The sequence below is a fragment of the Caulobacter sp. FV2ps19 genome, from assembly GCF_058681035.1.
Genome location: NZ_CM178729.1, coordinates 1,418,903 through 1,442,298 on the forward strand (window position 1 = coordinate 1,418,903; position 23,396 = coordinate 1,442,298).

The 23,396-nt window shown below is 68.2% G+C and carries 21 protein-coding genes and 2 pseudogenes; 14 read left to right on the forward strand and 9 right to left on the reverse strand.

Annotated elements, in window-relative coordinates; translation table 11 throughout:
* Positions 1-118: 118 nt before the first annotated feature.
* A complete protein-coding gene (locus ACW18B_RS06915) occupies positions 119-1,096 on the reverse strand; it encodes a hypothetical protein (protein WP_492050656.1) in 978 nt (325 codons plus the stop codon).
* A gap of 13 nt (positions 1,097-1,109) precedes the next feature.
* A complete protein-coding gene (locus ACW18B_RS06920) occupies positions 1,110-1,439 on the reverse strand; it encodes a PadR family transcriptional regulator (RefSeq protein WP_492050658.1) in 330 nt (109 codons plus the stop codon).
* 287 nt (positions 1,440-1,726) lie between these two features.
* On the opposite strand from ACW18B_RS06920, the gene ACW18B_RS06925 reads away from it, so the two are divergent.
* The 4 genes and pseudogenes from ACW18B_RS06925 (at position 1,727) to ACW18B_RS06940 (ending at position 7,461) form a co-directional block, all read left to right on the forward strand.
* Positions 1,727-3,319: a flavin monoamine oxidase family protein gene (locus ACW18B_RS06925; RefSeq protein WP_492050660.1), complete on the forward strand. Its 1,593-nt coding sequence runs from the start codon at positions 1,727-1,729 to the stop codon at positions 3,317-3,319.
* A 2-nt stretch (positions 3,320-3,321) separates the two neighbouring features.
* On the forward strand, positions 3,322-3,750 hold the full coding sequence (locus tag ACW18B_RS06930; protein WP_492050662.1) for a c-type cytochrome: 429 nt from the start codon (positions 3,322-3,324) through the stop codon (positions 3,748-3,750).
* 179 nt (positions 3,751-3,929) lie between these two features.
* Positions 3,930-6,494: pseudogene (locus tag ACW18B_RS06935) on the forward strand (TonB-dependent receptor); the annotation flags it as partial.
* A gap of 145 nt (positions 6,495-6,639) precedes the next feature.
* On the forward strand, positions 6,640-7,461 hold the full coding sequence (locus tag ACW18B_RS06940; RefSeq protein WP_492050663.1) for a hypothetical protein: 822 nt from the start codon (positions 6,640-6,642) through the stop codon (positions 7,459-7,461).
* Here the strand turns inward: ACW18B_RS06940 and ACW18B_RS06945 are convergent.
* Positions 7,458-8,405, reverse strand: coding sequence for a GlxA family transcriptional regulator (locus tag ACW18B_RS06945; RefSeq protein WP_492050665.1), 948 nt, complete (start codon positions 8,403-8,405; stop codon positions 7,458-7,460). The genes ACW18B_RS06940 and ACW18B_RS06945 overlap by 4 nt on opposite strands.
* Positions 8,406-8,483: 78 nt before the next feature.
* On the opposite strand from ACW18B_RS06945, the gene ACW18B_RS06950 reads away from it, so the two are divergent.
* A complete protein-coding gene (locus ACW18B_RS06950; protein ID WP_492050666.1) occupies positions 8,484-9,170 on the forward strand; it encodes a DJ-1/PfpI family protein in 687 nt (228 codons plus the stop codon).
* A 221-nt stretch (positions 9,171-9,391) separates the two neighbouring features.
* Entirely contained in the window at positions 9,392-11,086 is a 1,695-nt protein-coding gene (locus ACW18B_RS06955; protein ID WP_492050668.1) for an alpha/beta hydrolase family protein, read from the forward strand.
* 144 nt (positions 11,087-11,230) lie between these two features.
* On the opposite strand, the gene ACW18B_RS06960 is transcribed toward ACW18B_RS06955, so the two are convergent.
* Both ACW18B_RS06960 and ygiD read right to left on the reverse strand, forming a co-directional pair.
* On the reverse strand, positions 11,231-11,890 hold the full coding sequence (locus ACW18B_RS06960; protein ID WP_492050670.1) for a DsbA family oxidoreductase: 660 nt from the start codon (positions 11,888-11,890) through the stop codon (positions 11,231-11,233).
* Positions 11,891-12,372: 482 nt separating this feature from the next.
* A complete protein-coding gene (gene ygiD / locus ACW18B_RS06965; RefSeq protein WP_492050671.1) occupies positions 12,373-13,143 on the reverse strand; it encodes a 4,5-DOPA-extradiol-dioxygenase in 771 nt (256 codons plus the stop codon).
* A 107-nt stretch (positions 13,144-13,250) separates the two neighbouring features.
* Here ygiD and ACW18B_RS06970 point away from each other — a divergent pair, with 107 nt between their 5' ends.
* The 3 genes from ACW18B_RS06970 to ACW18B_RS06980 all read left to right on the forward strand — a co-directional run bounded on the left by ACW18B_RS06970 (position 13,251) and on the right by ACW18B_RS06980 (position 16,921).
* Positions 13,251-14,417: an acyltransferase family protein gene (locus tag ACW18B_RS06970; RefSeq protein WP_492051638.1), complete on the forward strand. Its 1,167-nt coding sequence runs from the start codon at positions 13,251-13,253 to the stop codon at positions 14,415-14,417.
* A gap of 205 nt (positions 14,418-14,622) precedes the next feature.
* Positions 14,623-15,393 carry a tyrosine-protein phosphatase gene (locus tag ACW18B_RS06975; RefSeq protein WP_492051639.1) on the forward strand — a complete coding sequence of 257 codons (771 nt, stop codon included), beginning with the start codon at positions 14,623-14,625 and terminating at the stop codon, positions 15,391-15,393.
* Positions 15,394-15,475: 82 nt separating this feature from the next.
* Positions 15,476-16,921, forward strand: a complete 1,446-nt coding sequence (locus tag ACW18B_RS06980; protein ID WP_492050672.1) for an MFS transporter — start codon at positions 15,476-15,478, stop codon at positions 16,919-16,921.
* A 6-nt stretch (positions 16,922-16,927) separates the two neighbouring features.
* Here the strand turns inward: ACW18B_RS06980 and ACW18B_RS06985 are convergent, their stop codons facing one another.
* On the reverse strand, positions 16,928-17,944 hold the full coding sequence (locus ACW18B_RS06985) for a sensor histidine kinase (protein ID WP_492050673.1): 1,017 nt from the start codon (positions 17,942-17,944) through the stop codon (positions 16,928-16,930).
* A gap of 185 nt (positions 17,945-18,129) precedes the next feature.
* On the opposite strand from ACW18B_RS06985, the pseudogene pabB reads away from it, so the two are divergent.
* Both pabB and ACW18B_RS06995 read left to right on the forward strand, forming a co-directional pair.
* Positions 18,130-19,482, forward strand: a pseudogene (pabB, locus tag ACW18B_RS06990) (aminodeoxychorismate synthase, component I); the annotation flags it as partial.
* Positions 19,479-20,237, forward strand: a complete 759-nt coding sequence (locus tag ACW18B_RS06995; protein ID WP_492050675.1) for an aminotransferase class IV — start codon at positions 19,479-19,481, stop codon at positions 20,235-20,237. The pseudogene pabB and the gene ACW18B_RS06995, both read left to right, overlap by 4 nt.
* On the opposite strand, the gene ACW18B_RS07000 is transcribed toward ACW18B_RS06995, so the two are convergent.
* From ACW18B_RS07000 to ACW18B_RS07010, 3 genes are all read right to left on the reverse strand, one after another.
* Positions 20,234-20,803, reverse strand: a complete 570-nt coding sequence (locus tag ACW18B_RS07000; protein WP_492050677.1) for a TadE/TadG family type IV pilus assembly protein — start codon at positions 20,801-20,803, stop codon at positions 20,234-20,236. The genes ACW18B_RS06995 and ACW18B_RS07000 overlap by 4 nt on opposite strands.
* The gene (locus ACW18B_RS07005; RefSeq protein WP_492050678.1) at positions 20,788-21,366 is read right to left on the reverse strand and encodes a TadE/TadG family type IV pilus assembly protein; all 579 of its coding nucleotides are present in this window, start codon (positions 21,364-21,366) and stop codon (positions 20,788-20,790) included. The genes ACW18B_RS07000 and ACW18B_RS07005 overlap by 16 nt, the downstream gene beginning before the upstream one ends.
* Before the next feature lie 110 nt (positions 21,367-21,476).
* Positions 21,477-21,866, reverse strand: a complete 390-nt coding sequence (locus tag ACW18B_RS07010; RefSeq protein ID WP_492050680.1) for a pilus assembly protein N-terminal domain-containing protein — start codon at positions 21,864-21,866, stop codon at positions 21,477-21,479.
* Positions 21,867-22,185: 319 nt separating this feature from the next.
* Here ACW18B_RS07010 and ACW18B_RS07015 point away from each other — a divergent pair, with 319 nt between their 5' ends.
* The 3 genes from ACW18B_RS07015 to ACW18B_RS07025 all read left to right on the forward strand — a co-directional run bounded on the left by ACW18B_RS07015 (position 22,186) and on the right by ACW18B_RS07025 (position 23,351).
* The gene (locus tag ACW18B_RS07015) at positions 22,186-22,353 is read left to right on the forward strand and encodes a Flp family type IVb pilin (RefSeq protein ID WP_492050682.1); all 168 of its coding nucleotides are present in this window, start codon (positions 22,186-22,188) and stop codon (positions 22,351-22,353) included.
* 114 nt (positions 22,354-22,467) lie between these two features.
* Complete coding sequence (locus ACW18B_RS07020; protein WP_492050683.1) at positions 22,468-22,635, forward strand: Flp family type IVb pilin; 168 nt, start codon at positions 22,468-22,470, stop codon at positions 22,633-22,635.
* Between the two features lie 203 nt (positions 22,636-22,838).
* On the forward strand, positions 22,839-23,351 hold the full coding sequence (locus ACW18B_RS07025) for an A24 family peptidase (RefSeq protein WP_492050684.1): 513 nt from the start codon (positions 22,839-22,841) through the stop codon (positions 23,349-23,351).
* Positions 23,352-23,396: the final 45 nt, after the last annotated feature.

Consider the following 23,396-nt stretch of genomic DNA (forward strand, 5'->3'; position numbering starts at 1 on the left):
ACCCGCGCTCTCCCCGGCCAGGGCCGGAGGAGAGCCGCGGCGGACGCGCTCGAAAAGCCATCCGCCGCTTTGAGACCTGTGCGCGCGCGCCGTCGTCGAGCCTGGAGAAGGTTAACGACTAAGGCTTGCCCAGCCGCGCCAGACGCCAGCCCTCGATCAGGATATTGCCGGCGCAGATGGCGGCGGTGACCACCAGGCAGACCTTGAAGGTCTGGTCGACGGTGTACTTCAGCGACGCCAGGTCCTGCGCTGCATCCGGTCCCGAGAAGGTGACCAGGGGCATCTCCCGCCACAGCAGGGCGGCCAGGGCGATGCCGGCGATCGACAGCACGATCTCGGCGACAGCGCGTGGCGCGATCCAGGCCGGACGCACCACCACGATCAGCCCCGACAGCGCCTGGCCGATCGCCAGCAGCAGAATGGGCGTATGCAGCTCCGTCAGGATCGGCGCCAGGGTGATCTGAAGTTCGCGTTCGCTGCCGTACGGGCCCGGACCGATCGGCAGGTCGATCAGGCCCGCCCACCACAAAGCAAACAGCGACATGAACACCACCTCGAACAGCGCCTCGAAGCGGGTCTTGGGCGAAAACCAGCCCTTCTTGGCCGACACGCGCGGCAGGTCGCTGACCTTCCATTTGCCAAGATCGCCGGCCTTGATCCAGCCGCGCTCGACCATCGCGCCGATCACCGTGATCAGGCCGATCAGGGTCAGGGCCGAGGGAATGAAGGCGTTGAGCGCATGGCCGATCACCCGGCTGACGTCTCCGCCGTCCGTGACAACGCCGATCACGGCCGGGATCAGGGCGACGAAGGCCGCGATGGCCAGAGCGACCTTCACCGCGAAGAACCAGAACGGATAGAGCTCCACGCCGATCAGGGCGCGCTGCGGGCCATAGCGGCCGGCGACGGCCAGCGGATGGCCGAAGTCGCGGAATACGTCCTCCAGCTCCTTCTTCTGCAACGGGCGACCCAACTGGGCCTCCCGGTCCTCGATCCGGTTCATCAGCACGTCGCGCAGCTCGGCGACGATGTCCTGGCGTTGGGCGGCGGGCAGCAGGGCGGCGATGGCGCCCAGATAGCGGTCGAGCAGATCCATGATCCGTCCTCTCTCAGAGCAGGGGTTGCAGGGTGTCGTTGATGGCGCGCCATTCGTCGGCCAGGCGGGCCAGCACGGCCTCGCCCTGGGGCGACAGGCGGTAGAACCGCTTCTTGCGCTTGTCCTCCTCGCGCCACTCGCTGGCGAGCAGGCCCTGCCCCTCCAGGCGGCGGAGCATCGGATAGAGCGCGCCTTCGTCGATCTCGACCCCCACCGAGGCGAGGGCCTGACGCAGGCTGTAGCCGTAGCGCTCGACCCGCAGCTGGGCCAGCACGGCGAGGATCAGGGTTCCCCGCCGCAGCTCCTGACGCAGCTGTTCAAAGATGTCGGTATCCGTAGGCATGGTGTGCGCCGTATCGTGTGCGCCACATGGTGTGTGGCGCACACTGTTTGTCACACAGTATAGGCCGAGTCAAATTGCCGGCTCTCGCGTCTGCATCCCCGGTGCGGCGAACGCCCGATGCGAACTCTGCATAGTTCCTGCGCAGCCGTCCTGACGCGGCGCCCCAAATGACCAACAGCGTGTCGCGGATCCCCCGGCGAGAAACATGGCGCGCGCCACGTGGCGCGAAGTCTCGTTAGCTCGCGCTCAACAGCCGCCGGACGGGCGGCGCGAGGGGAAGTCGTTTCATGGAACTGGGGGTTCGCGCGCCGACCCGGCGTCAGCTGCTGTCCGCCATCGCCGCCGTCGGAGGCACGGCGGCGCTCTATCAGGCCATGACCTCGCTGGGTCACGCGGCCGAGACCCAGTTCACGGGTCCGCCCAACCTGGCCGGGGCGCGCAAGGGCGCCTCGGTGATCGTGCTGGGCGCGGGCCTGGCCGGCATGCTGGCCGCCCACGAGCTGACCAAGGCCGGCTACAAGGTGCAGATCCTGGAGTATCAGGACCGGGCCGGCGGTCGGAACTGGTCGCTGCGCGGCGGCGATACCTATACCGAGCTGGGCGGGGCGACCCAGAAGGTCGGCTTCGCCAAGGGCAACTATCTCAATCCCGGTCCGTGGCGGATCCCGCACCATCACCGCACCCTGCTGCACTATTGCAAGGCGTTCGGCGTGGCCCTGGAGCCGTTCGTTCAGTTCAACCACAACACCTTCATCCACTCGTCGGAGTCGTTCGACGGCAAGCCGGTGCGCTTCAAGGCCGCCGCCGCCGACTTCGAGGGCAATGTCGCCGAGCTGCTGGCCAAGTCGGTCAACGAGAAGGCCCTGGACCAGGCGGTCACACCTGAGGACCGCGAGCGGCTGCTGGAGGCCCTGAAGGGCTGGGGCATGCTGGACAAGGACTACAAATACGCCAAGGGCCTGCGCTCGTCGTCGCATCGCGGCTATGAGCGTCCGGGCGGCGGCGGGGTCAACGGCGCGCCGATCCCGTCGGACCTCTACCAGCTGCACGATGTGCTGGACCCGCAGGTCTGGACCTCGATGGCCTTCTTCATGGGGCACGAGATGCAGACCACCATGTTCCAGCCGGTGGGCGGCATGGACATGATCGGCAAGGCCTTCGCCAAACAGGTCGACGGCCAGGTGACCTACAACGCCAAGGTCAGCAAGATCGCCCAGGACGACAAGGGCGTGGCCGTCACCTATGCCGACACCAAGACCGGCAAGGTGGTCACCGCCGAGGCTGATTGGTGCGTCTGCACCATTCCGCTGGGCGTGCTGAGCCAGATCGACACCCAGGTCAGCGACGAGATGTCGGCCGCCATCAAGGCCGTGCCCTATTCGGGCCAGGTCAAGATCGGCCTGGAAATGAAGCGCCGCTTCTGGGAGGAGGACGCCTCGATCTATGGCGGCCACAGCTTCACCGATCAGGAGATCGGCCTGGTCTCCTATCCCAACAACAACTTCTTCGGCGACGGGCCGGCGGTGCTGCTGGGGGCCTTCGCGCGCGGCATGGGCGGCTATCGCCTGGCCGGCCTGACGCCCGAGCAGCGGATCGAGGCGGCCCTGCAGCAGGGCTCGGTGTTCCACCCGGAAAGCTATCGCAAGGAGTTCTCCAACGGCGCCTCGGTGGCCTGGAGCCGGGTGCCCTGGAGCCTGGGCTGCTGCGCCCGCTGGACCGACGAGACCCGGGACGAGCACTACCAGACCCTGGTGGCCATGGACCGCCGCATCGTCCTGGCGGGCGAGCACGCCTCCTATGTCGGCTGCTGGATGGAGGGGGCGCTGCTCTCGTCCATCGACGCCATCACCCGTCTGCACAAGCGCGCGCTGGAGGCCTGAGCATGAGCACCCGTTTCCTGATCCCCCTGGCGGCCGGCCTGCTGGCTGTCGCCGCCCCCGCCATCGCCCAGACGCCGCCCGGCGGCGACAGCGGCGGCGGCGTAGTCCGTGTCGCCAAGCCTGTGACCGGCCAGCAGGTCTATGAGGCCGTCTGCCAGGCCTGCCACATGGCCGACGCCAAGGGCGGAACCGGCGCAGGCGTCATCCCGGCCCTGGCGTCCAATCCGCGCCTGGCGGGGGCGGCCTATCCGATCTCGATGGTCGTGCGGGGGCAGGGCGCCATGCCCGGCCTGACGGGCGAGCTGGACGACAGCCAGATCGCGGCGGTGGTCACCTATGTGCGCACCAGCTTCGGCAACAGCTACGCCAAGCCGGTGACGGCGGCGGATGTCGGCAAGATCCCGCATCCCAAACTGGGCGGCGGGCACTGAGCCCGGGTTTGGGCGAAGGCAATAGAGATCCGGCTACGGAGCAAACTCCAAAAAAGTGTCGTCAGGCCGACAACAAACCGTGACGCCGCCGTAGCGAACCTGTCGTGGTCGCCCCTTAAGCGCTGCTCAATCTATCGCTTGAGGGGGCGCTCATGTTCAGATCTCACACCGTTTCTCGGCTGGTCGCGGGCCTGCTGGCCACCAGCGCCCTGTCGCTTCCGGCCCTGGCCGCCGCCCAGGAGGCGCCGACCTCGGTCGAGGCGGTGGTGGTGACCGGCCAGCGCGAAGCCCAGCGCGCCGCCATCGCCGTCAAGCGCGAGAGCTTCGTGGTCGCCGACGTGGTGTCCTCGGACGATATCGGCAAGCTGCCTGACCACAACACCGCCGCCGCCCTGCGCCGCATCCCCGGCATCTCGGTGATGGAAGACCAGGGCGAGCCGCGCTTCCCGGTCATTCGCGGCCTGCGCTCGACCTATAACCGCACAACGATCGACGGCGCCCTGGTGGCCTCGGTCGACGAGACCGGCCGCACGGTGCCGATGGACATCGTGCCCTCGGTGATGGCCGGCCGCCTGGAAGTCATCAAGACGGTGACCCCGGAGAACGACGGCAACGCCATCGGCGGCGTCATCAATGTCACCACCCGCAGCGCCTTCGACGCCGGGAAGCCGTTCTTCAACGGCATGGCCTCGTACGGCGACTATGAGCGCAGCGGCGGCGTGCGCAACGACAAGCCCTCCTACCGCCTGGCCTTCGCCACGGGGCGCACCTTCGGGGCCGAGGACCAGTGGGGCGTCGTCCTGGGCGTCTCGCACGAGCAGCTGGACTACGACATCCCGCAGGTCGAAGCGGCCAATCCGTCGGTGCGCGAATACACCGCCGCCGGCGCGCCGGTGCTGTCGGGCGCGGCCACCGGCAACGGCTTCCAGGTCCCGACCCAGCAGCGGCTGTTCTGGTACAACAACACCAAGCAGCGCAGCGGCGTGAACGGCAAGATCGAGTATCGCCCCTCCGACAGCTTCCGCTGGGAGGCCTCGGCCCTCTATGCCCGCATGGAAGACGACGAGGAGCGGATCGAAAACCGCCTCGAGCCGCTGGGCAATGTCTCGGGCCAGACCGCGACCAGCGGCTCGTTCGCCCGCGGCCGCGGCATCATCCAGTTGAACCAGCCGATCACCAAGCGCCAGATCGGCCTGGCCCGCACCCGCTTCGACTGGGATGTGGCCCCGCAATGGAAGCTGGACGGCGACCTGGTCTATTCCCAGGCCAAGCTGGACGTGCCCAACGAGTCGGTGGAGTTCCGCACCGTGGACGCGGCCGGCGCCAACTATGCCTTCACCTATGACACCACCAATCCGCTGTTTCCGGTGTTCAAGCCGGTCAATGACGCGGCCCTGCGCAATCCGGCCAACTATGTGCTGCAGCAGCACCGCATCGACCTGACGCAGACCGACGAAAAGACCAGCCAGGCCCGCTTCAACCTGGCCTTTGACGAGGGCGGCGCCCTGAAGGCCAAGCTGGGCGGCGTGCTGCGCACCACCAAGCGCGACTTCAGCAACACCCAGACCAACTATACGGCCGGGACCGGCTTCACCTACACCCTGGCCGAGGTCGACAAGGCCGGGCCCAGCGAGCTGATCGCCGGCCGCTATCTGCTGACCCCGCGCATCGACGCCGAGGCCGCCATGGCCTTCTTCCGCGCCAACCGCGCCAAGTTCGTCGCCAAGGTCGCCGCCCCCACCGGCAATTACGATGTCCAGGAAGACATCTATGCCGGCTATGGCCAGGCCAGCTACGCGATCGGCGACCTGACCCTGCTGGGCGGTCTGCGCTATGAGCACACCCAGGTGGAGTCCGGCGCGGTGCGCAATACCGCCGGCGTCCTCACCCCGGTCAGCAATTCGGGCGACTATGGCAACTGGCTGCCCAGCGTCCACCTGCAGTGGAAGCCGGCTAAGGCTTGGATCGTCCGCGCCGCCTGGACCAACACCATCGGCCGCCCCGACTACAGTTCGCTGGCGGCGACCGAGACCCTGGCCTTCGACGGCAGCCAGCCGACCCTGTCGCGCGGCAATCCCGGCCTCAAGCCCCGCGAGAGCGAAGGCTTCGACCTGTCGGTGGAGTTCTATCCGCGCGACGGCCTGATCTCGCTGGCGGTGTTCAGCAAGGATATCAAGAACGAGATCTTCACGCTGAGCTCGGTCGAGAACCGCGATGTCGGCCGCGGCGTCGAGTCTGTTCTGGTGTCGACGCCGCGCAACGCCGAGAAGGCCAGGATCAACGGTGTCGAATTCGCCGTGCAGCAGGCCTTCACCTTCCTGCCGGCCCCGCTCGACGGATTCGGCTTCAACGGTAATGTCACCCTGCTGGACACCGAGTTCACCTTCCTGACCTCGACCGGCCCGCGCGTGACCGGCCTGTTCCAGCAGCCGGACATCACCACCAACGAGTCGATCTACTACCAGCGCGGGCCGCTCGAGGCCCGGGTGTCGCACAACTATATCGGCGGCCAGCTGGAGACGATCGTCGACACCAACGCCAATTCCGACCAGTATTGGAAGGGCCGCCACGTGTTCGACGCCAGCCTGTCCTGGCGCCTGGCCGACCATTTCACGGTGTTCGTCGAGGGCCAGAACCTCAGCAACACCGGCCGCCAGGAAGTCACGGGTCCGGGCCGCCGCTACCTTCAGGAATGGGCCAATTACGGCCGCACCTACTGGGTCGGCGCGACGGTCAATTTCTAGGACCGTCGAGGTTTGTGCGTGGTCCTTGTCCTTCGACACGCTCAGGATGAGGACCATGACAGACATCGACGCTAGGGAAACCTCGTCCTGAGCTTGTCGAAGGACGAGGTTTTCGCTCGAGCGGACGGAAGACGGAGAACGACCGATGATCCTGACCCTGCTGGCGGCCCTGGCGCTGCAGACAACGGCCGCCGCCGCGCCCGTCGCTGACGCTCCGGCCCCCGCCCGCCGCGCCGAGACGCTCCGGCGTTACGACGCCCACGCCACCCAGGGCGTGGCGGTGGGGCCCCATGACGTCTATGCGGTCAGCAATTTCAGGCTGGTGCGCTACGACAAGGCGACCGGCGAGAAGCGGGCGGAATGGACGGGCGACAAGGCCGTGTTCCCCCACATCAATTCCTGCGCCCTGATCGCCAAGGACCTGGTCTGCGCCAGCTCCAACTTTCCCGGCGTGCCGCACGTCAGCACGGTCGAGCTGTTTGATCCCCAGACCCTGGCCCACCGGCGCAGCATCGCCCTGGGGCTGGGCACGGGTTCGATCACCTGGGTCGACCGGCACGACGGCGCGTGGTGGGCGATGTTCGCCAACTATGACGGCAAGGGGGGCGAGGCCCCGCGCGACCACCGCTACACCACCCTGGTCAAGTTCGACGACCAGTGGCGCCGGCTGGAGGCCTGGGCCCTGCCGCCGACGGTGCTGGAGCGGATCGCGCCGATGAGCGTGTCCGGCGGGGCCTGGGGCCCCGATGGTCGGCTCTATCTCAGCGGCCACGATCGTCCGGAACTCTATGTCCTGCAGCTCCCGGCCGGCGGCGGGGTGCTGGATCATCTCGAGACCTGGGGCATGGACGCCGAGGGTCAGGCGATCGACTGGGACGAGAGCCAGCCGGGCATGCTGTACGGCATCACCCGCCGCGGCGGCGAGATCCTGGCCATGAAGACGCCGCTGGCCAAGCCGGCCCGCTAGGACCGGCCCGCCTTGACCGAGCGCCGCAGCGCCTGGGGCGGCTGGCCGAACGCGCGGATGAAGGCCCGGCGCATGCGCTCGGGATCGCCAAAGCCGGTCTCAAGGGCCACGTCTTCCACCTGCAGCGGCTGGTTGTCGAGCAAAGCGCGGGCGGCCTCGACACGCAGACGCTCGATGGCCTTGGCCGGGGTGACGCCGGTCTCGGCGGCGAACAGGCGGGCGAAGTTGCGCGGGCTCATGGCGGCCTGGGCGGCCAGTTGCTCGACGTCGAGAGGCTCGGCCAGGTGCTCGCGGGCCCAGATCATCAGGGCGTCAAAGCGGCCGGGCCTGAGATCGATCAGGGCCGAGAACTGCGACTGGCCGCCGGGGCGGCGGTGATAGACCACCAGCTGCTGGGCCGTGCGCCGGGCGACGGCCTCGCCCAGGTCGGCGCCGATCAGGGCCAGGGACAGGTCGATGCCGGCGGTGATGCCGGCCGAGCTCCAGATCTGGCCGTCCTGGACAAAGATCTTGTCGGGCTCCAGCCGGATGGCCGGATAGCGCTTCTGGACGTCCTTGGTGCGGCTCCAGTGGGTGGTGGCCCGCTTGCCGTCCAGCAGACCGGCCTCGGCCAGCACATAGGTCCCCGAACAGACGCTGGCGACGCGGCGGGCGGTCCTGGCCGAGTCGCGAACGAAGCACAGGGTTTCGGCGCAGAGGGCGGCCGCCCGCACGCCATCGCCGCCAGAGACGATCAGGGTGTCCAGCGGCGGGGCGTCGGCCAGGGCGGTGGTCGCGACGGCCATCCCCGAGGAGCTGGCCGTCATCCCGCCGGCCTGGGACAGGAACACCAGCTTGTAAGCGCCCGGCGAGAACCGTCCGCCGATCTCGAACGCCGCGATCGGGCCGGTGGCGTCCAGCAGCTGGAAGTCCGGATAGACCAGAAAGCCGATCGTGCGGGGCATGGCGGAATCCGAGGGAATTATGTCATTTGCGCCAGACGCTAGGCGCGGGAGGATGCGGCGTCAAACGGAGATATCCCCATGGCCGACCAACAGACCCTCAACATCGTCTTCGCCCTGTTTCCGGGCGTCACCCATCTGGACTTCACCGGTCCGCACCAGATCCTGGCCCGGCTGCCGGGGGCGAAGGTCACGGCGGCCAGCCTTGAGGGCGGCGAGATCGAGGCCGACGGTCTGGTCTTCGCGCGCCTGCCGCGTCTGGCCGACGTCGCGGACTGCGACGTGCTGGTCGTCCCCGGCGGGTTCGGGACCACCGAGGCGATGGCCAACCCCGCCTTTCTGGATCAGATCCGCCGCCTGGCGGCCGGCGCGCGCTATGTCACCTCGGTCTGCACCGGCTCGCTGGTGCTGGGCGCGGCGGGCCTGCTGAAGGGCAAGCGCGCGGCCTGTCACTGGGCGTGGCGCGACCAGCTGGCCCTGTTCGGCGCGATCCCCGATCCGGCCCGCGTGGTGCGCGACGGCAACGTCTTCACCGGTGGCGGGGTGACGGCGGGCATCGACTTCGCCCTGACCATCGCCGCCGAAATCGCCGGCGACGAGGTGGCCCAGGCCATCCAGCTTGGCGTGGAATACGCGCCGGCCCCGCCGTTCAACGCCGGCCGACCCGAGACTGCCCCAGCCGCCGTGCTGGAGCGGGTTCAGAAGATCTATGGCCACGGCATGCCCGGGCGCCTGGCGGCGGCGCAGAAGGCCGGGGCGTTGGTTTAAATCGCGCTCCCATGGGGAGAGGGCGGGGCCCATCGCTTGCGATGGGAGGGTGAGGGGGGAAGGCGTGAGCGGGTTTCGCTGCCAACGACGAAGCGCCTCACCCTCCCATGCTTCGCATGGGCCCCTCCCTCTCCTTATAGGAGAGGGGATATCCAGGTCCCTCCGCCTCCTCTAGGCTCCTTCCAAAGCCGGCGAACGACCGGCGCGGGGGAGGGAATGTCATGCGCAAGCCATGGCTGTTGTTCGTGCTGGGCGTGGTCCTGGTTTTGGGCGGAAGCGCGCTGGCCTGGACGGTCCAGACGGCCGGCGGGATCAAGGTCACCGAGGTGACCTTCCCCGGAACGGGCGGCACGCCGATGAGCGGCCTGCTCTACACGCCGCCCAACGCCACCGCCGCCACGCCCGCCCCCGGCGTGCTGGCCGTGCACGGCTATATCAATTCCCGCGAGACCCAGAGCCCGTTCGCCATCGAGTTCGCCCGGCGCGGCTATGTGGTGCTGGCCATGGATCAGACCGGGCACGGCTATAGCGGCGGTCCGGCGTTTTCGAACGGCTTCGGTGGGCCCGACGGGCTGACCTATCTGCGCAGCCTGAAGAGCGTCGATCCCGCCAATATCGGGCTGGAGGGCCACAGCATGGGCGGCTGGACGGTGCTGGCCGCCGCCGCGACGATGCCCGACGCCTACAAGGCCGTGGTGCTGGAGGGCTCCTCGACCGGGGCGCCGTTCGCCGCCGAGGGCTCGCCGACCTGGCCGCGCAACCTGGCCGTGGTGTTCAGCCGCTATGACGAGTTTTCCAAGCTGATGTGGGGCGTCGACCGGGCCCAGGATGTCACCGGCAGTTCCAAGCTGCAGGCGGTGTTCGGGACCCCCTCGGCGGTGCAGCCCGGCAAGGTCTATGGATCGGTGGCGGACGGAACAGCCCGGACCCTGCACACCCCGTCGACCACCCATCCCGGCGACCACATCTCGCCGGTGGCCGTCGGCCATGCGCTGGACTGGTTCGCCCTGACCCTGAAGGGCGGCACGCCGCGTCCGGCGTCCGACCAGATCTGGATGTGGAAGGAGCTGGCCACGGGCCTCGCCCTGGTCGGGGCGGTGGTCCTGCTGCTGGGAACCTTCGAGCTGCTGCTGGCCTTGCCGCTGTTCGCCGGCCTGCGCGGCGCGCCGCAACCCACCGTGACGCGGCGCGACACGGGCTGGTGGGGCGGCCTGGCCCTGACCGCCGTGCTGCCGGCCGTGACCTTCTTCCCGGTCTTCATCCTGGGCATGCTGGCCCTCAAGCCCAATGGGATCCTCAAGCAGGGCATCACCAACCAGGTGCTGACCTGGGCGGTGTTGGGCGCCCTGCTGACCCTGGCCCTGGGGGCGATCGGCAAGCGCGACAAGCCGGTGTTCACCCGCCATCTGCGGCTGTCGCTGCTGATCGGCCTGGTCAGCGTGGTCGTGGTCTATGGGGCGCTGGAGCTGGTCCATCGCCTGTTCCTGGTGGATTTCCGTTTCTGGGTGGTGGCCCTGAAGCGGCTCAGCCTGGCCCAGGCCGACCTGGTTCTGGTCTATGTTCTGCCCCTGACCCTGGCCTTCGGCGTCACCCTGCGCACCCTGCTGGCGCGGATCCCGGTGGCGGGCGAGGGCGCCTTGGCCCAGTACGCCAGCGCCGTCCTGGCGCTGAGCGGCGGCTTCCTGCTGCTGCTGGGTCTGGACTACGGGACGCTGTTCCTGACCGGCAGCCTGCCCACCGCCTTCGACCCGCTATCGACGGTGGTGGCCATCCAGTTCCTGCCGCTGACCGCCCTGATCGCGGTGGTCGGGGTGTTCACCTGGCGGCGGACCGGCGGTTACCTCTCGGCCACCGTGATCGTCGGCCTGCTGCTAACCTGGTACATGGTGGCGGGTACGGCGACCCAGGTGGCGTGAGGGGGCCTCTGTCTCATCGGCCCGCCCTCGTCCTTCGACAGGCTCGGGATGAGGGCTAAGGCTAGCGTGGCTGGGCTCTCGAAAGCCTTATCCTGAGCTTGTCGAAGGACTATTTTCCCGTGCGCAGACTGATGCCTACGCGCCTTAAGCCTCGGCGGCGATCTGGCGGAGGGCCTTCTCGAAATACTCGGCCGGCTGGCCGCCCGAGATCAGATAGCGGTCATTGATGATCACGGCCGGCACCGAGCTGATGCCCGCCTCATGCCAGGCGCGTTCGGCGTCGCGGACCTCCTGAGCATACTGGCCCGAGGTCAGCACCTCGCGCGCGGCCGCGCCGTCCAGGCCGGCCTTTTCCGCCGCCGCCACCAGCACGTCGTGGTCGGCGGGGCTGAGGCCGTCGGTGAAATAGGCGTCGAACAGGGCGCGCTTCAGGGCTTTCTGGCCGCCCCCCGGTCCACTGGCAATTCCGGCCCAGTGCAGCAGGCGGTGGGCGTCAAAGGTGTTGTAGATCCGGCTGGTCTCGCTGGTCTTCATCGTGAAGCCCACCGAGGCCGCGCGCTCGTGGATGGCCTTGCGGTTGGCGGCCGACTGCTCGGGCGTCGCGCCATACTTCTCGCCGATGTGCTCGACGATATTCTGGCCCTCTGCCGGCATGTTGGGATTGAGCTCAAAGGGCTGGAAGTGGATCTGCGCGTCCACCAGATCGCCGACGCGTTCCAGCGCCGTCTCAAGCCCGCCCAGGCCGACAATGCACCAGGGGCAGGAGACGTCGGAGACGAAATCGATCTTCAGGGACTTGGTCATGGGCGCGGATCCGGTGTTGAGACGCCTAGAGATATAGGGGCGAGGGTGGGCCGATCCAGCCTGGTCGGGCGAACGGGCCGTTCTGGGCGCTAGGCATGGACGGCGCGATCATTGTCCGGTTGACGCGCGTGCGCCTTGCTCCGCTTTCGAACCTGGGCGGACTCCCTTCCCCCTTGATGGGGAAGGGTTGGGGATGGGGGGGACCTGCCGAGTTTGGGTCGCGCCCAAGCGATGTCGTGAGCAAGCGGCGTTTCCCGCCCATTGGGTCGAATCTCGGAGCGCCGCCGCCGGTTTGTGGCAACCCTGCCACAGTCAACACAAAAAGACCTTGATCGCGCCGTTGCAAAGCCCGGTTCGCCTCCCAATCTAACAATCAACGCGGACAACCCGGCTACCCCCCCCGGCCGGCCCCAGCGTTCTCCAAGCGCAACGCTCGTGCCTCCCCCCGGGCACGGGCGTTGTTCGCGTTTGGACGGGCTTCCTTAGCCGACCTTTACGCCCGTCATCGAGATCGCCGTGAACACGTCGTCGGTGAACAGGCTGACCGGCTCGTCCTGGCCTTGCGCGCCCAGCACATAGAGCAGCGGCAGATAGTGCTCGGCGCTGTTGATCGAGGCGTCGGCGTCGGGGCCCAGGGTCTGCCAGTCGATCAGCGGATCGTGGTCGCCGGCCAGGATCAGGGCCTTGGCGGCGGCGTTTAAGCGCTCGGCCCAGGGCAGGGTCTCGGGACGGCGGAAATCGATGGCGCGCAGATTGTGGACGATGTCGCCGCTGCCGATCAGCATCACCCCCTCGTCGCGCAGGGTCGCCAGTCGGCGGCCGGCGTCATAGTGCCAGCGGTTGGAGCGGCCGCGATCCAGGCTGATCTGCACCACGGGGATGTCGGCGTCGGGATACATGGGCCTGAGCACGCCCCAGGCGCCATGATCCAGGCCGCGGGTCGGGTGCTGCATCACCGGATCAGGCGACAGCAGGCCGGCGATCCGCGCCGCCAGGGCCGGATCACCCGGGGCCCGGTAGCGCACGTCGAACAGGGCCTGCGGAAAGCCGCCGAAATCATGAATGGTTTCGGGCGCCGTCGCGGCGCTGACGGCGGTGGCGCCTTGCGTCTCCCAGTGGGCGCTGACCATGGCGATGGCGCGCGGACGGGGCAGGTCGCGGCCCATCTGGGCCCAGGCCTGGCTCCAGGGATTGTCTTCAATGGCGTTCATCGGCGAGCCGTGGCCGACGAACAGGGCGGGCATGCGGGTCATCTGGCGACCTTTCGAAACAGGATAGGTTACAGATGGGCGGCGCGTCGCCTTGACGCAAGGTGACGCGACGCGATGGCTTTTCCGGCGCGGCGGGCTTTGTTAAGGCCATGCTCGTGACCGCTTCTTCGCAGCCTTTCGACGCGCCTGACGTCACCCCGATGGCCGTCGAGCCGTCGACGCCGGCTCGCCTACACCGGGCGGTGCGGGGCGGAGCCCTGGATTTCCTGCGCTTTCTGGCCTCGCTGCTGATCGTCCTCTACCACTACGGTTCCGAGGGCCCGATGCGGCTGGAGCGCTTCCATCCGGTCTTTGCGCGCGGCTTCCTGGCCACCGACTTCTTCCTGATCCTGTCGGGCTATGTGCTGGGCCGGGCCTATGGCGGCTCGACCCTGTCAGGAAGGATCACCCCGGGCCGCTTCTGGCTGCGCCGCGCCGCCAGGGTCTGGCCCGGACACCTGGTGGTGCTGGCGGCCATGGCGGCGCTGGTGCTGGTCCTCAACGCCCTGGGCACCGACGCCCACAAGCCGTCGCGCTTCGCCTGGGACCAGCTGCCGAGCCAGGCTCTGCTGATCCACGCCTGGGGCGTGCCCAGCGACGGCTGGAACCTGCCCAGCTGGTCGCTGTCGGCCCTGATCGTCTGCTACGCGATCTTTCCCTTCCTGTGGCGGGCGGCCGACAGGGTGCGGCGGCCGGCCCTGGGCCTGCTGGTCGGCGTCGGCGCGCTGATCGTGTTCGAGGTCATCGGCCGGTTCGGCTTTCATCACGCCCTGGCCGACATGCCGTTGCGCTACGGCGTGGTGCGGGCCGTGCCGCTGTTCATCCTGGGCGTCTGTCTGGCGCGGGCGGTCGATCTGAACTGGCCCTCGGAAAAGACCGCCCGCATCCTGATGTATGGCGGCGTGGCGGTGCTGATCGGCTGGCAGGTCATCGACCGCTACGCCGTGCCTGACGTGCTCTATTTCGACCTGCCGTGCCTGGCGGCCATCGCCTGCATCATCCTGGGCGCCGGCCGCCTGCCGGTGAAAACGCCCCGCGCCTGGATCGAGCAGGCGGCCAAGCTCTCGTTCGCCCTGTTCATCACCCACATCTTGGTCGGGGTGATCTATTGGAGCGCCGTCCACAAGCTGATCGAGACCGTGCCGATCGGCATCGGCTGGCAGTGGCTGATGTGGCTGGCCAGCTTCCCCCTGGCCTATGGCGGGGCCTGGCTGTTCCACACCTATGTCGACCAGCCGCTGCAGGACCGGCTGGCGCCGTGGTTGCGGAGAAGCTGATTTTTCTCCGTTTCCCCGGCGAATGCCGGCGCCCAGATTCAGCCTGAGCGCCTTGGGATGATGCGCCATGTGACGGCGCTAAGTTCTCCAGATCAAGTGGGTTCGATCTGGGTCCCGGCATTCGCCGGGAAGACGGATTTGAAGGGATGACTTCAATCGGTCACCGGCTCGCGCTAACACCTCGCCCATGACCCGTCTGATCCCCCTGCCCCGTCTTATTGCGCTTGAGGGCGTTGAGAACCTCCGCGACTATGGCGACTACGCCGCCGGCCTGGGCCGTCTGAAAAAGGGCGTGCTGTTTCGCGCCGCCCACCAGGCCGAGGCCACCGACGCGGACCTGGCCGTCCTGTCGGCCCTGAACCTGGCCACCCTGGTCGATCTGCGCCGCCCCAATGAGCGCGAGCGCTCGCCCTCGCGGCGCTGGGCCGGTTTCACTGCCGAGGTGATCGAGAACCATCAGGGCTCGATCGACGATCCCTGGCACACCTTCCTGCAGACCTCGGATCTCTCCGAGCAGGCGGTGCGCGACTACATGCTCGACTATTATCGCCGGCTGCCGTTCAAGGAACGGCATCAGGACCTGTTCCGCCGCTATTTTCAGGCCCTGGCCCAGGGGCGCGGCCCGGTGCTGATCCACTGCGCGGCGGGCAAGGACCGCACCGGCCTGCTGGCCGCCCTGACCCACCACGTGGCCGGGGTGTCGGACGATGACGTCATCGACGACTATCTGCTGACCAATGACGAGCGCCGGTTCGAGCGGCGCGGGCGTCAGTTCATCACGGTCATCGAACAGATGACCGGCCGCACGCCGACCGAGGGCGCGGTGCGCGCCGCCATGGGCGTCGAGGCCGACTACCTGGCCGCCGCCTTCGCGGTGATCAAGGCCCAGCACGGCTCGCTGGACGGCTATCTGGACCAGGCCCTGGGACTGGACGCCGCCACCCGCGAGGCGGTGCGGGCCCATATCCTGCTCTAGAAGAGGGGCGTGACAAACGCTCGTTTAACCGCCACGCTCAACCCAGGCCCCGCGCAAGACGGCGCCACAAGCAGGGTAGGGCATGAGCGAACTCACAGGCACGCCGCCGGGCCTGGCGGAGGCGGCGACCGAGGACCGCCCCGTGATGGTCGGCAAGCCCCCGGGGCTCTCGAAGGGCGCCTGGAGCTGGGTGCTGCACCAGGGCGCGCGCGACGCCTATGTGGTCCTGATCACCATCTACATCTTCGCGCCCTATTTCTCGGGCGTGCTGGTCGGCGATCCGGTCAAGGGGCAGGCGACGGTGGCCGGCATCGCCACGATCTATGGCCTGCTGACCGCCGTCACGGCCCCGCTGCTGGGCGCCTCGATCGAGCGCTATGGTCCGCGCAAGCCGTTCCTGGCCGCCGTGCTGGCGATCATGATCCCGCTGCTCCTGCTGCTGTGGTGGGCCAAGCCCGATCACGGCCTGCCGGTGGCCCTGGTCGGGGTGATCCTGACCGTGGCGGGCGTGGCCTATAACTGGGGCGACGTGCTCAACAATTCGATGCTGGCCCGGGCCGGCGAGCCGGGGCAGGAGCCGCTGCTGTCGGGCCTGGGCTACGCCATGGCCAATGGGCTGTCGGTCGGGGTGCTGGTCTTCCTGCTGTGGGGCTTTGTTCTGCCCGGGGCCGTGCCGTGGCCCGGCGTGCCGGCCGCGCCGCTGTTTGGCCTGTCGACCGCCGATCACGAGCCCAGCCGGATCTCGGCGCCCCTCTCGGCGATCATCATGCTGGCGGGCGCGATCCCCCTGTTCCTGTGGACCCGCGACGCGCCGCGCACCGGCCGCTCGATGGTCCAGAGCCTGGGGGACGGGGTGCGGCTGCTGCGCGACACCTTCGCCAATCTGAAGGGCCATGCCGACATCGCCCGTTTCCTGGGCGCGCGGATGCTCTATTGCGACGGCATGACCGCCTTGCTGATCTTCAGCGGTCTGTTCGCCGCCGGCCTGATGAACTGGGGCGCGCTGGAGATGCTGGCCTATGGCATCAGCCTGAGCCTGTTCGCCGTGCTGGGCGGCCTGCTGGCCCCGTTGCTGGACAAGGCCGTCGGGCCGCGCCGGGCGGTGCAGCTGGAGATCCTGGGCTGTCTGGTCGTGCTGATCGCCATGCTGGGGATGGGCCGCGAGAAGATCCTCTATCTGTGGCCCTATGCGGCGGCGACCCATGCGCCGGTCTGGAACGGACCGCTGTTTCGCACCCTGCCCGAGCTCTTGTATCTGGGCCTGGGTTTGGTGATCGCCATTTGTGTCACGGCCCAGTACGCCTCCAGCCGCACCCTGCTGGTGCGCCTGGCGCCGCCAGACCGCATGGCCGCCTTCTTTGGCCTGTTCGCCCTGTCGGGGACGGCGACGGCCTGGCTGGGCTCGCTGCTGGTGGCCCTGGCTACCAAGGTCTTTCAGAGCCAGGTTGGCGGTTTCGTGCCGATCATCGGCCTGCTGGCCCTGGGCGCGATCGGCCTGTTCTCGGTCAAGGGCGGGAAGGCGAATTAGATCCTGTCAGGCCAGCGGCAGGAACGCATCGACCTTGTCGAGCGCGGCGCGGGGCGAACGGATCGAGCAGCGCAGTCCCTCGGGCCGATAGTCGACCGCCACCGCGCCGCCCAGCTCGTTGGGCAGGGCCTGCTGGACGATCCGGGTGCCAAAGCCGCGTCGCTCGGGCGGGCGCACCGCGGGGCCGCCGCGCTCGGTCCACTCGATGTTCAACCGGTCGTCGGCGTCCACGGTCCAGCTGATGTCGACATGGCCGACCGGTGAGGACAGGGCTCCGTGCTTGAGCGCATTGATCGCCAGTTCATGGAACGCCAGGGCCATGACCACGGCGGGCTTGGGCGAGACCCTCAGGTCCTGTCCGGTGATGGTCACCTGGCCCGCCTGGGCGCAGTAGGGCGCCACCGAGCCGTCGACGATCTGGCGCAGGCTGGCGGCCGACCAGTTCTCATCGGTCAGCACATTGTGGGTGGCGGCGATGGCCATCAGCCGACCGTCCAGCGCGTCGCGGACCCCTTCGTCCACCCCGGCGTTGCGCAGCGACTGCCGGGCGATCGACTGCACCGTGGCCAGGGTGTTCTTGACGCGATGGTTCAGTTCGTTGACCAGCAGGCGGCGGTGACCTTCGGACAGCACCACTTCGGTCACGTCGCGCGAGGTGGCCAGCACACGGTTCGCCCGGCCCTGTTCCAGGATCGGGGAGACGGTGGTGTCCCACCAGCGCAGGCGACCGGCGACCGTGGGGCAGATCGCGCGGAAGGCGCTGGCATGACCGGCCATCGCGGCCTTCAGAGCGCCTTCCACCGCATCGCGGCTCTCGGCGGGCCAGAGGTCGGGCCAGTAGCGCAGGCGATTGCGACCGTCGAAGTCGACAATCTCAAACAGGGCCTGGCCCCGGGCGTTCATATATTCGACGAAGCCCTCGGCGCTGATCACCCGGATGCAGTCCTGGCTGGCCTCGACGATACTGAGGAAATAGGCGCCTGCGCCCTTCAGCACCGTCTCGTCGGATTTGTCGTCAGCCACTCGGACATCCTTCACGCGATCCCCATGATCACCGGCTCGCGCCCGGTTTCAAGTCACGCGCGAAAAACTTGAACCGATCGCGGTGATTTTCGATGCACTGAGGCCTTACGATATCCAAGACGCCCGGCGTCGATCCGGTCGGATCGTGTCGCGTTCGCGCTGTGATCTTTTGGTGTATCAACCCGGCCATGCGCTGTGTCGCTCTTCTTTCCGTCCCCTGGCGCGAGCCGGTGTGGGCGTTGCAGCCCTTTCGGGACGAGCCCCACGCCTGCGCCCTGCTGTCCGGCGGCGAGCGCTGGTCGTATCTGCTGCGCGCGCCCGAGGCGACGCTGACGATCTTGGCCGACGATCCGCGTGATCCCTTCCAGGCCCTGGCCGATTTCATCGGTCCGCCCCGGCCGGTCGACCCCGATGGGCCGCCGTTCCAGGGCGGGGTGGTGGGGCTGGCGGCCTATGAGCTGGGCGACCGGGTCGAGGCCTTGGGTCTGGCGCGCACCGCCTGGCCGGACCTGACCTGCGCGCGCTACCCCGCCCTGCTGGCCTTCGACCATCGCCAGCGGCGGGTGGTGGCGGTGGGGCGCGGCGACACCCCGGTTCAGGCCGACGCGCGGGCGGCGGCGGCCCTGGCCTGGCTCGACGCGCCGGCCGACGCGCGGCTGTCCCTCGAAGGACCCCTGTGCGAGGGCCTGACCGCCTCGGACGGCGCGGCCTATGAGTCCGCTGTCGCCCAGGTCATCGACCGCATCCTGGCCGGCGAGATCTTCCAGGCCAATATCGCCCGCGCCTGGCGCGGGCGGCTGGTGGCGGGCGCGGATCCGTTCGACCTCTTCGCCCGCCTGCGCGGCCAGAGCCCGGCCCCGTTCTCGGCCTATTGGCGGCTTGAGGATCGGGCTTTGATCTCCAACTCGCCCGAGCGTTTTTTGAAGGTGACCGGCGCGGACGGCGCGATCGAGACCCAGCCGATCAAGGGCACACGCCGGCGCGGCGCGACGCCGGACGAGGACGCCCGGCTGGTCGCCGAGCTGTCGGCCAGCGCCAAGGACCGGGCCGAGAACCTGATGATCGTGGACCTGATGCGCAACGATCTGGCCCGGGTCAGTCCGCCCGGCAGCGTCAGGGCGCCCGAGCTGTTCAAGGTCGAGACCTTCGCCAATGTGCATCATCTGGTCTCGACGGTGACGGCGCGGCTGGGGTCGGGGCTGGGTGTGGCCGACCTGTTGCGGGCGACGGTTCCGCCGGGCTCGATCACCGGCGCGCCCAAGGTGCAGGCGATGCGGGTGATCGCCGAACTGGAGCCGCCGCGCGGGCCCTATTGCGGGTCGCTGTTCTGGGCCGGGTTCGACGGGAGCTTCGACTCCAGCGTGCTGATCCGCACCGTCGGTCTGGAGCGGGACGGGGACGGCTGGCGGCTTGAGGCCCGGGCGGGCGCCGGCATCGTCGCTGACAGCGATCCCCGGGCCGAGCGCCTGGAGACCGAGGCCAAGATCGCGGCTCTGCAGCGCGCGCTGACCGAACCCCTGGCGGAGACCGCATCATGATCCCTCCCAATGACCGTGGCCTGCTGCTGGGCGACGGCCTGTTCGAGACCATGCTGGCGGTCGACGGGGTGATCCCGATGATCGAGGCGCATCTGGACCGGATGGCGGCCGGTTGCGAGGTTCTGGGCCTGCCCGCCCTGGACCGCGACGCCGCCCGCGCCCAGGGCCTGGCCGCCGCGCCCGCCGCCGGCCGCGCCGCCGTGCGTCTGACTCTGACGGCCGGATCAGGCGGACGGGGACTGGAGCGTCCGGAGACGATGTTCCCGCGCCTGATCGTCGCCGCCGCGCCGTCGCTGGCCGTCAACACGCCCGCCGCCCTGGTCATCGTCGCGGTCCGTCGCAACGAGGGCTCGCCGACCGCCCGGCTCAAGACCCTGGCCTATCTGGACAATGTGCTGGCCCGGGCCGAGGCGCGGGCGGCCGGGGCCGATGAGGCGGTGATGCTGAACAATCGCGGCCAGCTGGCCTGCGCGGCGGCGGCCAATCTGTTCTGGATCGAGGGCGATCGCCTGGTTACCCCCGCCTTGGACTGCGGCGTGCTGGCCGGGATCACCCGGGCCCGGGTGCTGGCCCTGGCCCGCGCGCTGGGGGTCGAGGTGCTGGAAGTGGCCGCCGGCCGCGCGCGGCTGGAGGCGGCCGACGGCGCGTTTTTGACCAACAGCCTGATCGGCGTTCGTCCCGTGTCGCGCCTCGGCGAGCGGCCGCTGGCGCCCCATGTCCTGACCGAGCGGCTGCAGGCGGCTCTGGACGCCTAACCTGTGGTGCGGAGCACCGATTCAGATTTGCGCGGACGCAGATAATAGGTGCGGCTGATATTGAGCGTTGAGGGCAGGACCAGCTTGATCGGCGAGGCGTAGCCATAGGTGGCCTTGGCCATGATCACGCTCTGGCTGGCGGGCAGGACGCCGGTTGGGACCACCCCGGCGGACAGCACCGCCCCCTTGGTCGGGCAGTCGGGATGATTGTTGTTGTTCTCCGACCAGTCGACCGTGTCCTTGCCGGAGGAATCCGAACTGACGCTGACCAGGCACATGCGCAGGGTCGTGGTGGAGAACGGGGCCATGATGATGCCGCCGATCGTGAAGATGTCGGTCCTGCGCGCGTCGGTCAGCTGCGGGTTCTGGGCGACAAGATCGCCGATCGTCGAGGTCAGATGGCTCAGGCGACGCTGGGCCATCATGGCCTGGCTCAGCTCGGCCATGCCGCAATAGAACAGGATCAGAATCGGGGCGATCAGGGCGAACTCGACGGCGGAGACGCCGCGATGGTCCCGCCAGAAGCCGCTCAGCCGGCCGGGGCGGGGGCTCAATTGCTGGGACATGTCACCGCGGCCGCTTCGTCGTTGGAATAGGGTTCGTTCGCGAAGGCCGCCGCCGCCGTGACCATGCGCTTGCCATTGGCGGTCTGCAGACCGGTTTGCAGCAGCGGGGTGATCAGGGGCCAGTTGTAATAGGCGCGCACCAGGACGATCGAGCCCGGCCCGCCGGGATCCCAGCAGGGGGTCTTGGGCTTGGCGGTGTTGAGCGCCGAGCCGGAGGCGGAAAAGCCGGTGAAGGTGCGAACGTCGATGCTCAGGGCGTCGGAACAGGCCGAGCCGATCCAGCCCATTTCGCTGCACATGTCGGTCTTGAACGTGGCGGCGGTGCCGCCGGTGATCTGCAACTGGCCGGTGCGGATCTGGCGGCTGGTGTCGCTGACCGCATTTTCGAGGGTCACCGCGACCAGGGACACCAGGGCCAGTTCGATGATGGCGAAGACCAGCAGCAGGAAGGGACCGGCGACGAAGGCGAACTCCACCGCCGTCGCGCCGCCGCGCGCGCGGGCGAACCGGGCGAGCAGGCGGTGGAGGCGTTTGGCGCGGAGGAGCCGGGCGAGGTTCGCCATGACGCTTGGGGTCCGTTTCGACGCCGTCGGGCTGGACGGTCGCGGCATCCTAGGTCTGACGGCCCTAATCAGTCGTTTAACAGCGCGCCCCCGCGTGGACGCGCGAGTCCCTAGGGGACCGCCGCGCCGCCCGGGGCTGGCGTGAGGCGGGTGCATTGGGCGCCGCAGGCATAGTTCGCCGCATCGGTCGCGCCGCGATAGATGGTGATCCCGCCGCCGCCGTTTTCTGAAACCAGGATCTGGCGATCCGCCAGCGGACGCCCGGCGATGTCGAAGGCCATCAGGGAGGTGACGCCCGGGTGCTTGCCCAGGATGACCAGGGTGCGTTCGTTGACGACGCTGACATCGGCGACCGTCGGATCGCCGATCACCACGTCGCGCACCGCGCCGTTCAGGGTGATCCGCGCGGCCTGACCGGCCGAGACGGCCAGACTTTCGGCGTGAACCGAGGCCCCCGTGAGGGCCAGAATGGCGGCGAGGGCGAGCGGCAGGCGACGCATGAGGGGTCCGATTCGATGTCCGAGCCCCACGGAGACTGACTTTGAATGGTCAACAAAAGACTAAATTTGATGTCCCCGCGACACCGTGTCCCAACGCGAAATCGTTGATTCAAAAGGCTTTGCCGGCGCCGGCGCTCTGTACAGTTAAGCGATAGTAATGGTAAATACAAATAAACCAACAGAAAACTCTCGAAAACTATTCGATCGTTTACTGGCCATTAAGTGAACTCGGCGAAATTGATCGTGTTTTCGGGGGTGAGCAAGTCAACACGGCTTGAAGACCTCAAAATCAACCAATGATGATTTAGGAGATCAAGTCATGTCGAAGTTCTTCACCCGCTTCCTGAACGACGAATCCGGCGCCACGGCCATCGAATATGGCCTGATCATCGCGCTGATCGCCGTCGTCATCGTGACCGCCGTCACGACCCTGGGCACCAACGTCAAGGCGAAGTTCAACGCTGCCGCCACGGCTGTTGGCACCTAAACCAAGAGCTTCACCTCGAAAAAGAGGGTCGAGACGTCTGTCTCGGCCCTTTTTTCATTTTATAGGCGTGCTCAATCAGGCGTTGTGCTCGCTTTCGAAGATCTGGAGGACGACATGTCGAAGTTTGTTACGCGCTTCCTGAGCGATGAATCCGGCGCCACGGCCATCGAATATGGCCTGATCGTCACCTTGATCGCTGTTGTGATCATTGCCGCCGTGACCACCCTGGGCACGAACGTGACGGCCAAGTTCACCGCCACGAGTACTGCGATCGGCAGTTGAGCCCAAGGGCTTTGGCTTCGTGCAAAGAGGGTCGAGACTTCTGTCTCGGCCCTCTTTTGCGTTCGGCTCGCGACGATCCGCCAGGCCTGGCGTCTGCGTCCGCGCTAACCGGGAATACGCTTTCGCGCTAAAAGGCTAAGACGCGGGAAACCATTGCTTCACCTGATCGTCCCAGAATGGGTCGCTCAAAAAGGCGCTTGGTGATGCACGTAATCCAGATCCCGCTGCTGCTGATCTTTCCGGCCCTGGCCATCGTGGCCGCGCTGAAGGACGTCACCAGCTACACTATTCCCAACTGGATCTCCCTGGGCTTGATCGCGGCCTTCGTTCCCGCGGCGGCCCTCAGCGGCGCGTCCCTGCCGGCCATCGGCCTTTGCCTGGCGACCGGCTTTGGCGGCCTGCTCCTGGGCATGGGCATGTTCGCGGCGGGCTGGATCGGCGGCGGCGACGCCAAGCTGTTCGCCGCTTCGGCCCTGTGGATCGGTTGGCCGACGGCCATGCCCTTCATGCTCGCCACCGGCCTGGCCGGCGGCGCCGTGACCCTGGGCATCCTGGCCCTGCGCTCGGGCTGGCTGGAGCCCATCCTGGCCGGAAGCCCGGCCTGGCTGCGCAAGCTCAGCGCCCAGGGCGGCGACATCCCCTATGGCGTGGCCATTGCGGTCGGCGCCTTGGCCACCTTCCCGCAGGGCGCCCTGGCCTCAGCCATCCTGGGCTGAGCACGGGCCTGATCCAGGCGGGTCCCGCGTCAGGCTGTCGCGCGG

Excerpts from the sequence above, each read along its gene's own strand:
- ACW18B_RS06950 (WP_492050666.1), top strand. The coding sequence starts at position 8,484 with ATGGCCGACCAACAGACCCTCAACATCGTCTTCGCCCTGTTTCCGGGC.
- ACW18B_RS07020 (WP_492050683.1), top strand. The coding sequence starts at position 22,468 with ATGTCGAAGTTTGTTACGCGCTTCCTGAGCGATGAATCCGGCGCCACG.
- ACW18B_RS07015 (WP_492050682.1), top strand. The coding sequence starts at position 22,186 with ATGTCGAAGTTCTTCACCCGCTTCCTGAACGACGAATCCGGCGCCACG.
- ACW18B_RS06925 (WP_492050660.1), top strand. The coding sequence starts at position 1,727 with ATGGAACTGGGGGTTCGCGCGCCGACCCGGCGTCAGCTGCTGTCCGCC.
- ACW18B_RS06970 (WP_492051638.1), top strand. The coding sequence starts at position 13,251 with ATGCTCGTGACCGCTTCTTCGCAGCCTTTCGACGCGCCTGACGTCACC.
- ygiD (WP_492050671.1), bottom strand. The coding sequence starts at position 13,143 with ATGACCCGCATGCCCGCCCTGTTCGTCGGCCACGGCTCGCCGATGAAC.
- ACW18B_RS06945 (WP_492050665.1), bottom strand. The coding sequence starts at position 8,405 with ATGCCCCGCACGATCGGCTTTCTGGTCTATCCGGACTTCCAGCTGCTG.
- ACW18B_RS06960 (WP_492050670.1), bottom strand. The coding sequence starts at position 11,890 with ATGACCAAGTCCCTGAAGATCGATTTCGTCTCCGACGTCTCCTGCCCC.
- ACW18B_RS07005 (WP_492050678.1), bottom strand. The coding sequence starts at position 21,366 with ATGGCGAACCTCGCCCGGCTCCTCCGCGCCAAACGCCTCCACCGCCTG.
- ACW18B_RS06955 (WP_492050668.1), top strand. The coding sequence starts at position 9,392 with ATGCGCAAGCCATGGCTGTTGTTCGTGCTGGGCGTGGTCCTGGTTTTG.
- ACW18B_RS07025 (WP_492050684.1), top strand. The coding sequence starts at position 22,839 with ATGCACGTAATCCAGATCCCGCTGCTGCTGATCTTTCCGGCCCTGGCC.
- ACW18B_RS06920 (WP_492050658.1), bottom strand. The coding sequence starts at position 1,439 with ATGCCTACGGATACCGACATCTTTGAACAGCTGCGTCAGGAGCTGCGG.
- ACW18B_RS06930 (WP_492050662.1), top strand. The coding sequence starts at position 3,322 with ATGAGCACCCGTTTCCTGATCCCCCTGGCGGCCGGCCTGCTGGCTGTC.
- ACW18B_RS06940 (WP_492050663.1), top strand. The coding sequence starts at position 6,640 with ATGATCCTGACCCTGCTGGCGGCCCTGGCGCTGCAGACAACGGCCGCC.
- ACW18B_RS06995 (WP_492050675.1), top strand. The coding sequence starts at position 19,479 with ATGATCCCTCCCAATGACCGTGGCCTGCTGCTGGGCGACGGCCTGTTC.
- ACW18B_RS06915 (WP_492050656.1), bottom strand. The coding sequence starts at position 1,096 with ATGGATCTGCTCGACCGCTATCTGGGCGCCATCGCCGCCCTGCTGCCC.
- ACW18B_RS07010 (WP_492050680.1), bottom strand. The coding sequence starts at position 21,866 with ATGCGTCGCCTGCCGCTCGCCCTCGCCGCCATTCTGGCCCTCACGGGG.
- ACW18B_RS06980 (WP_492050672.1), top strand. The coding sequence starts at position 15,476 with ATGAGCGAACTCACAGGCACGCCGCCGGGCCTGGCGGAGGCGGCGACC.
- ACW18B_RS07000 (WP_492050677.1), bottom strand. The coding sequence starts at position 20,803 with ATGTCCCAGCAATTGAGCCCCCGCCCCGGCCGGCTGAGCGGCTTCTGG.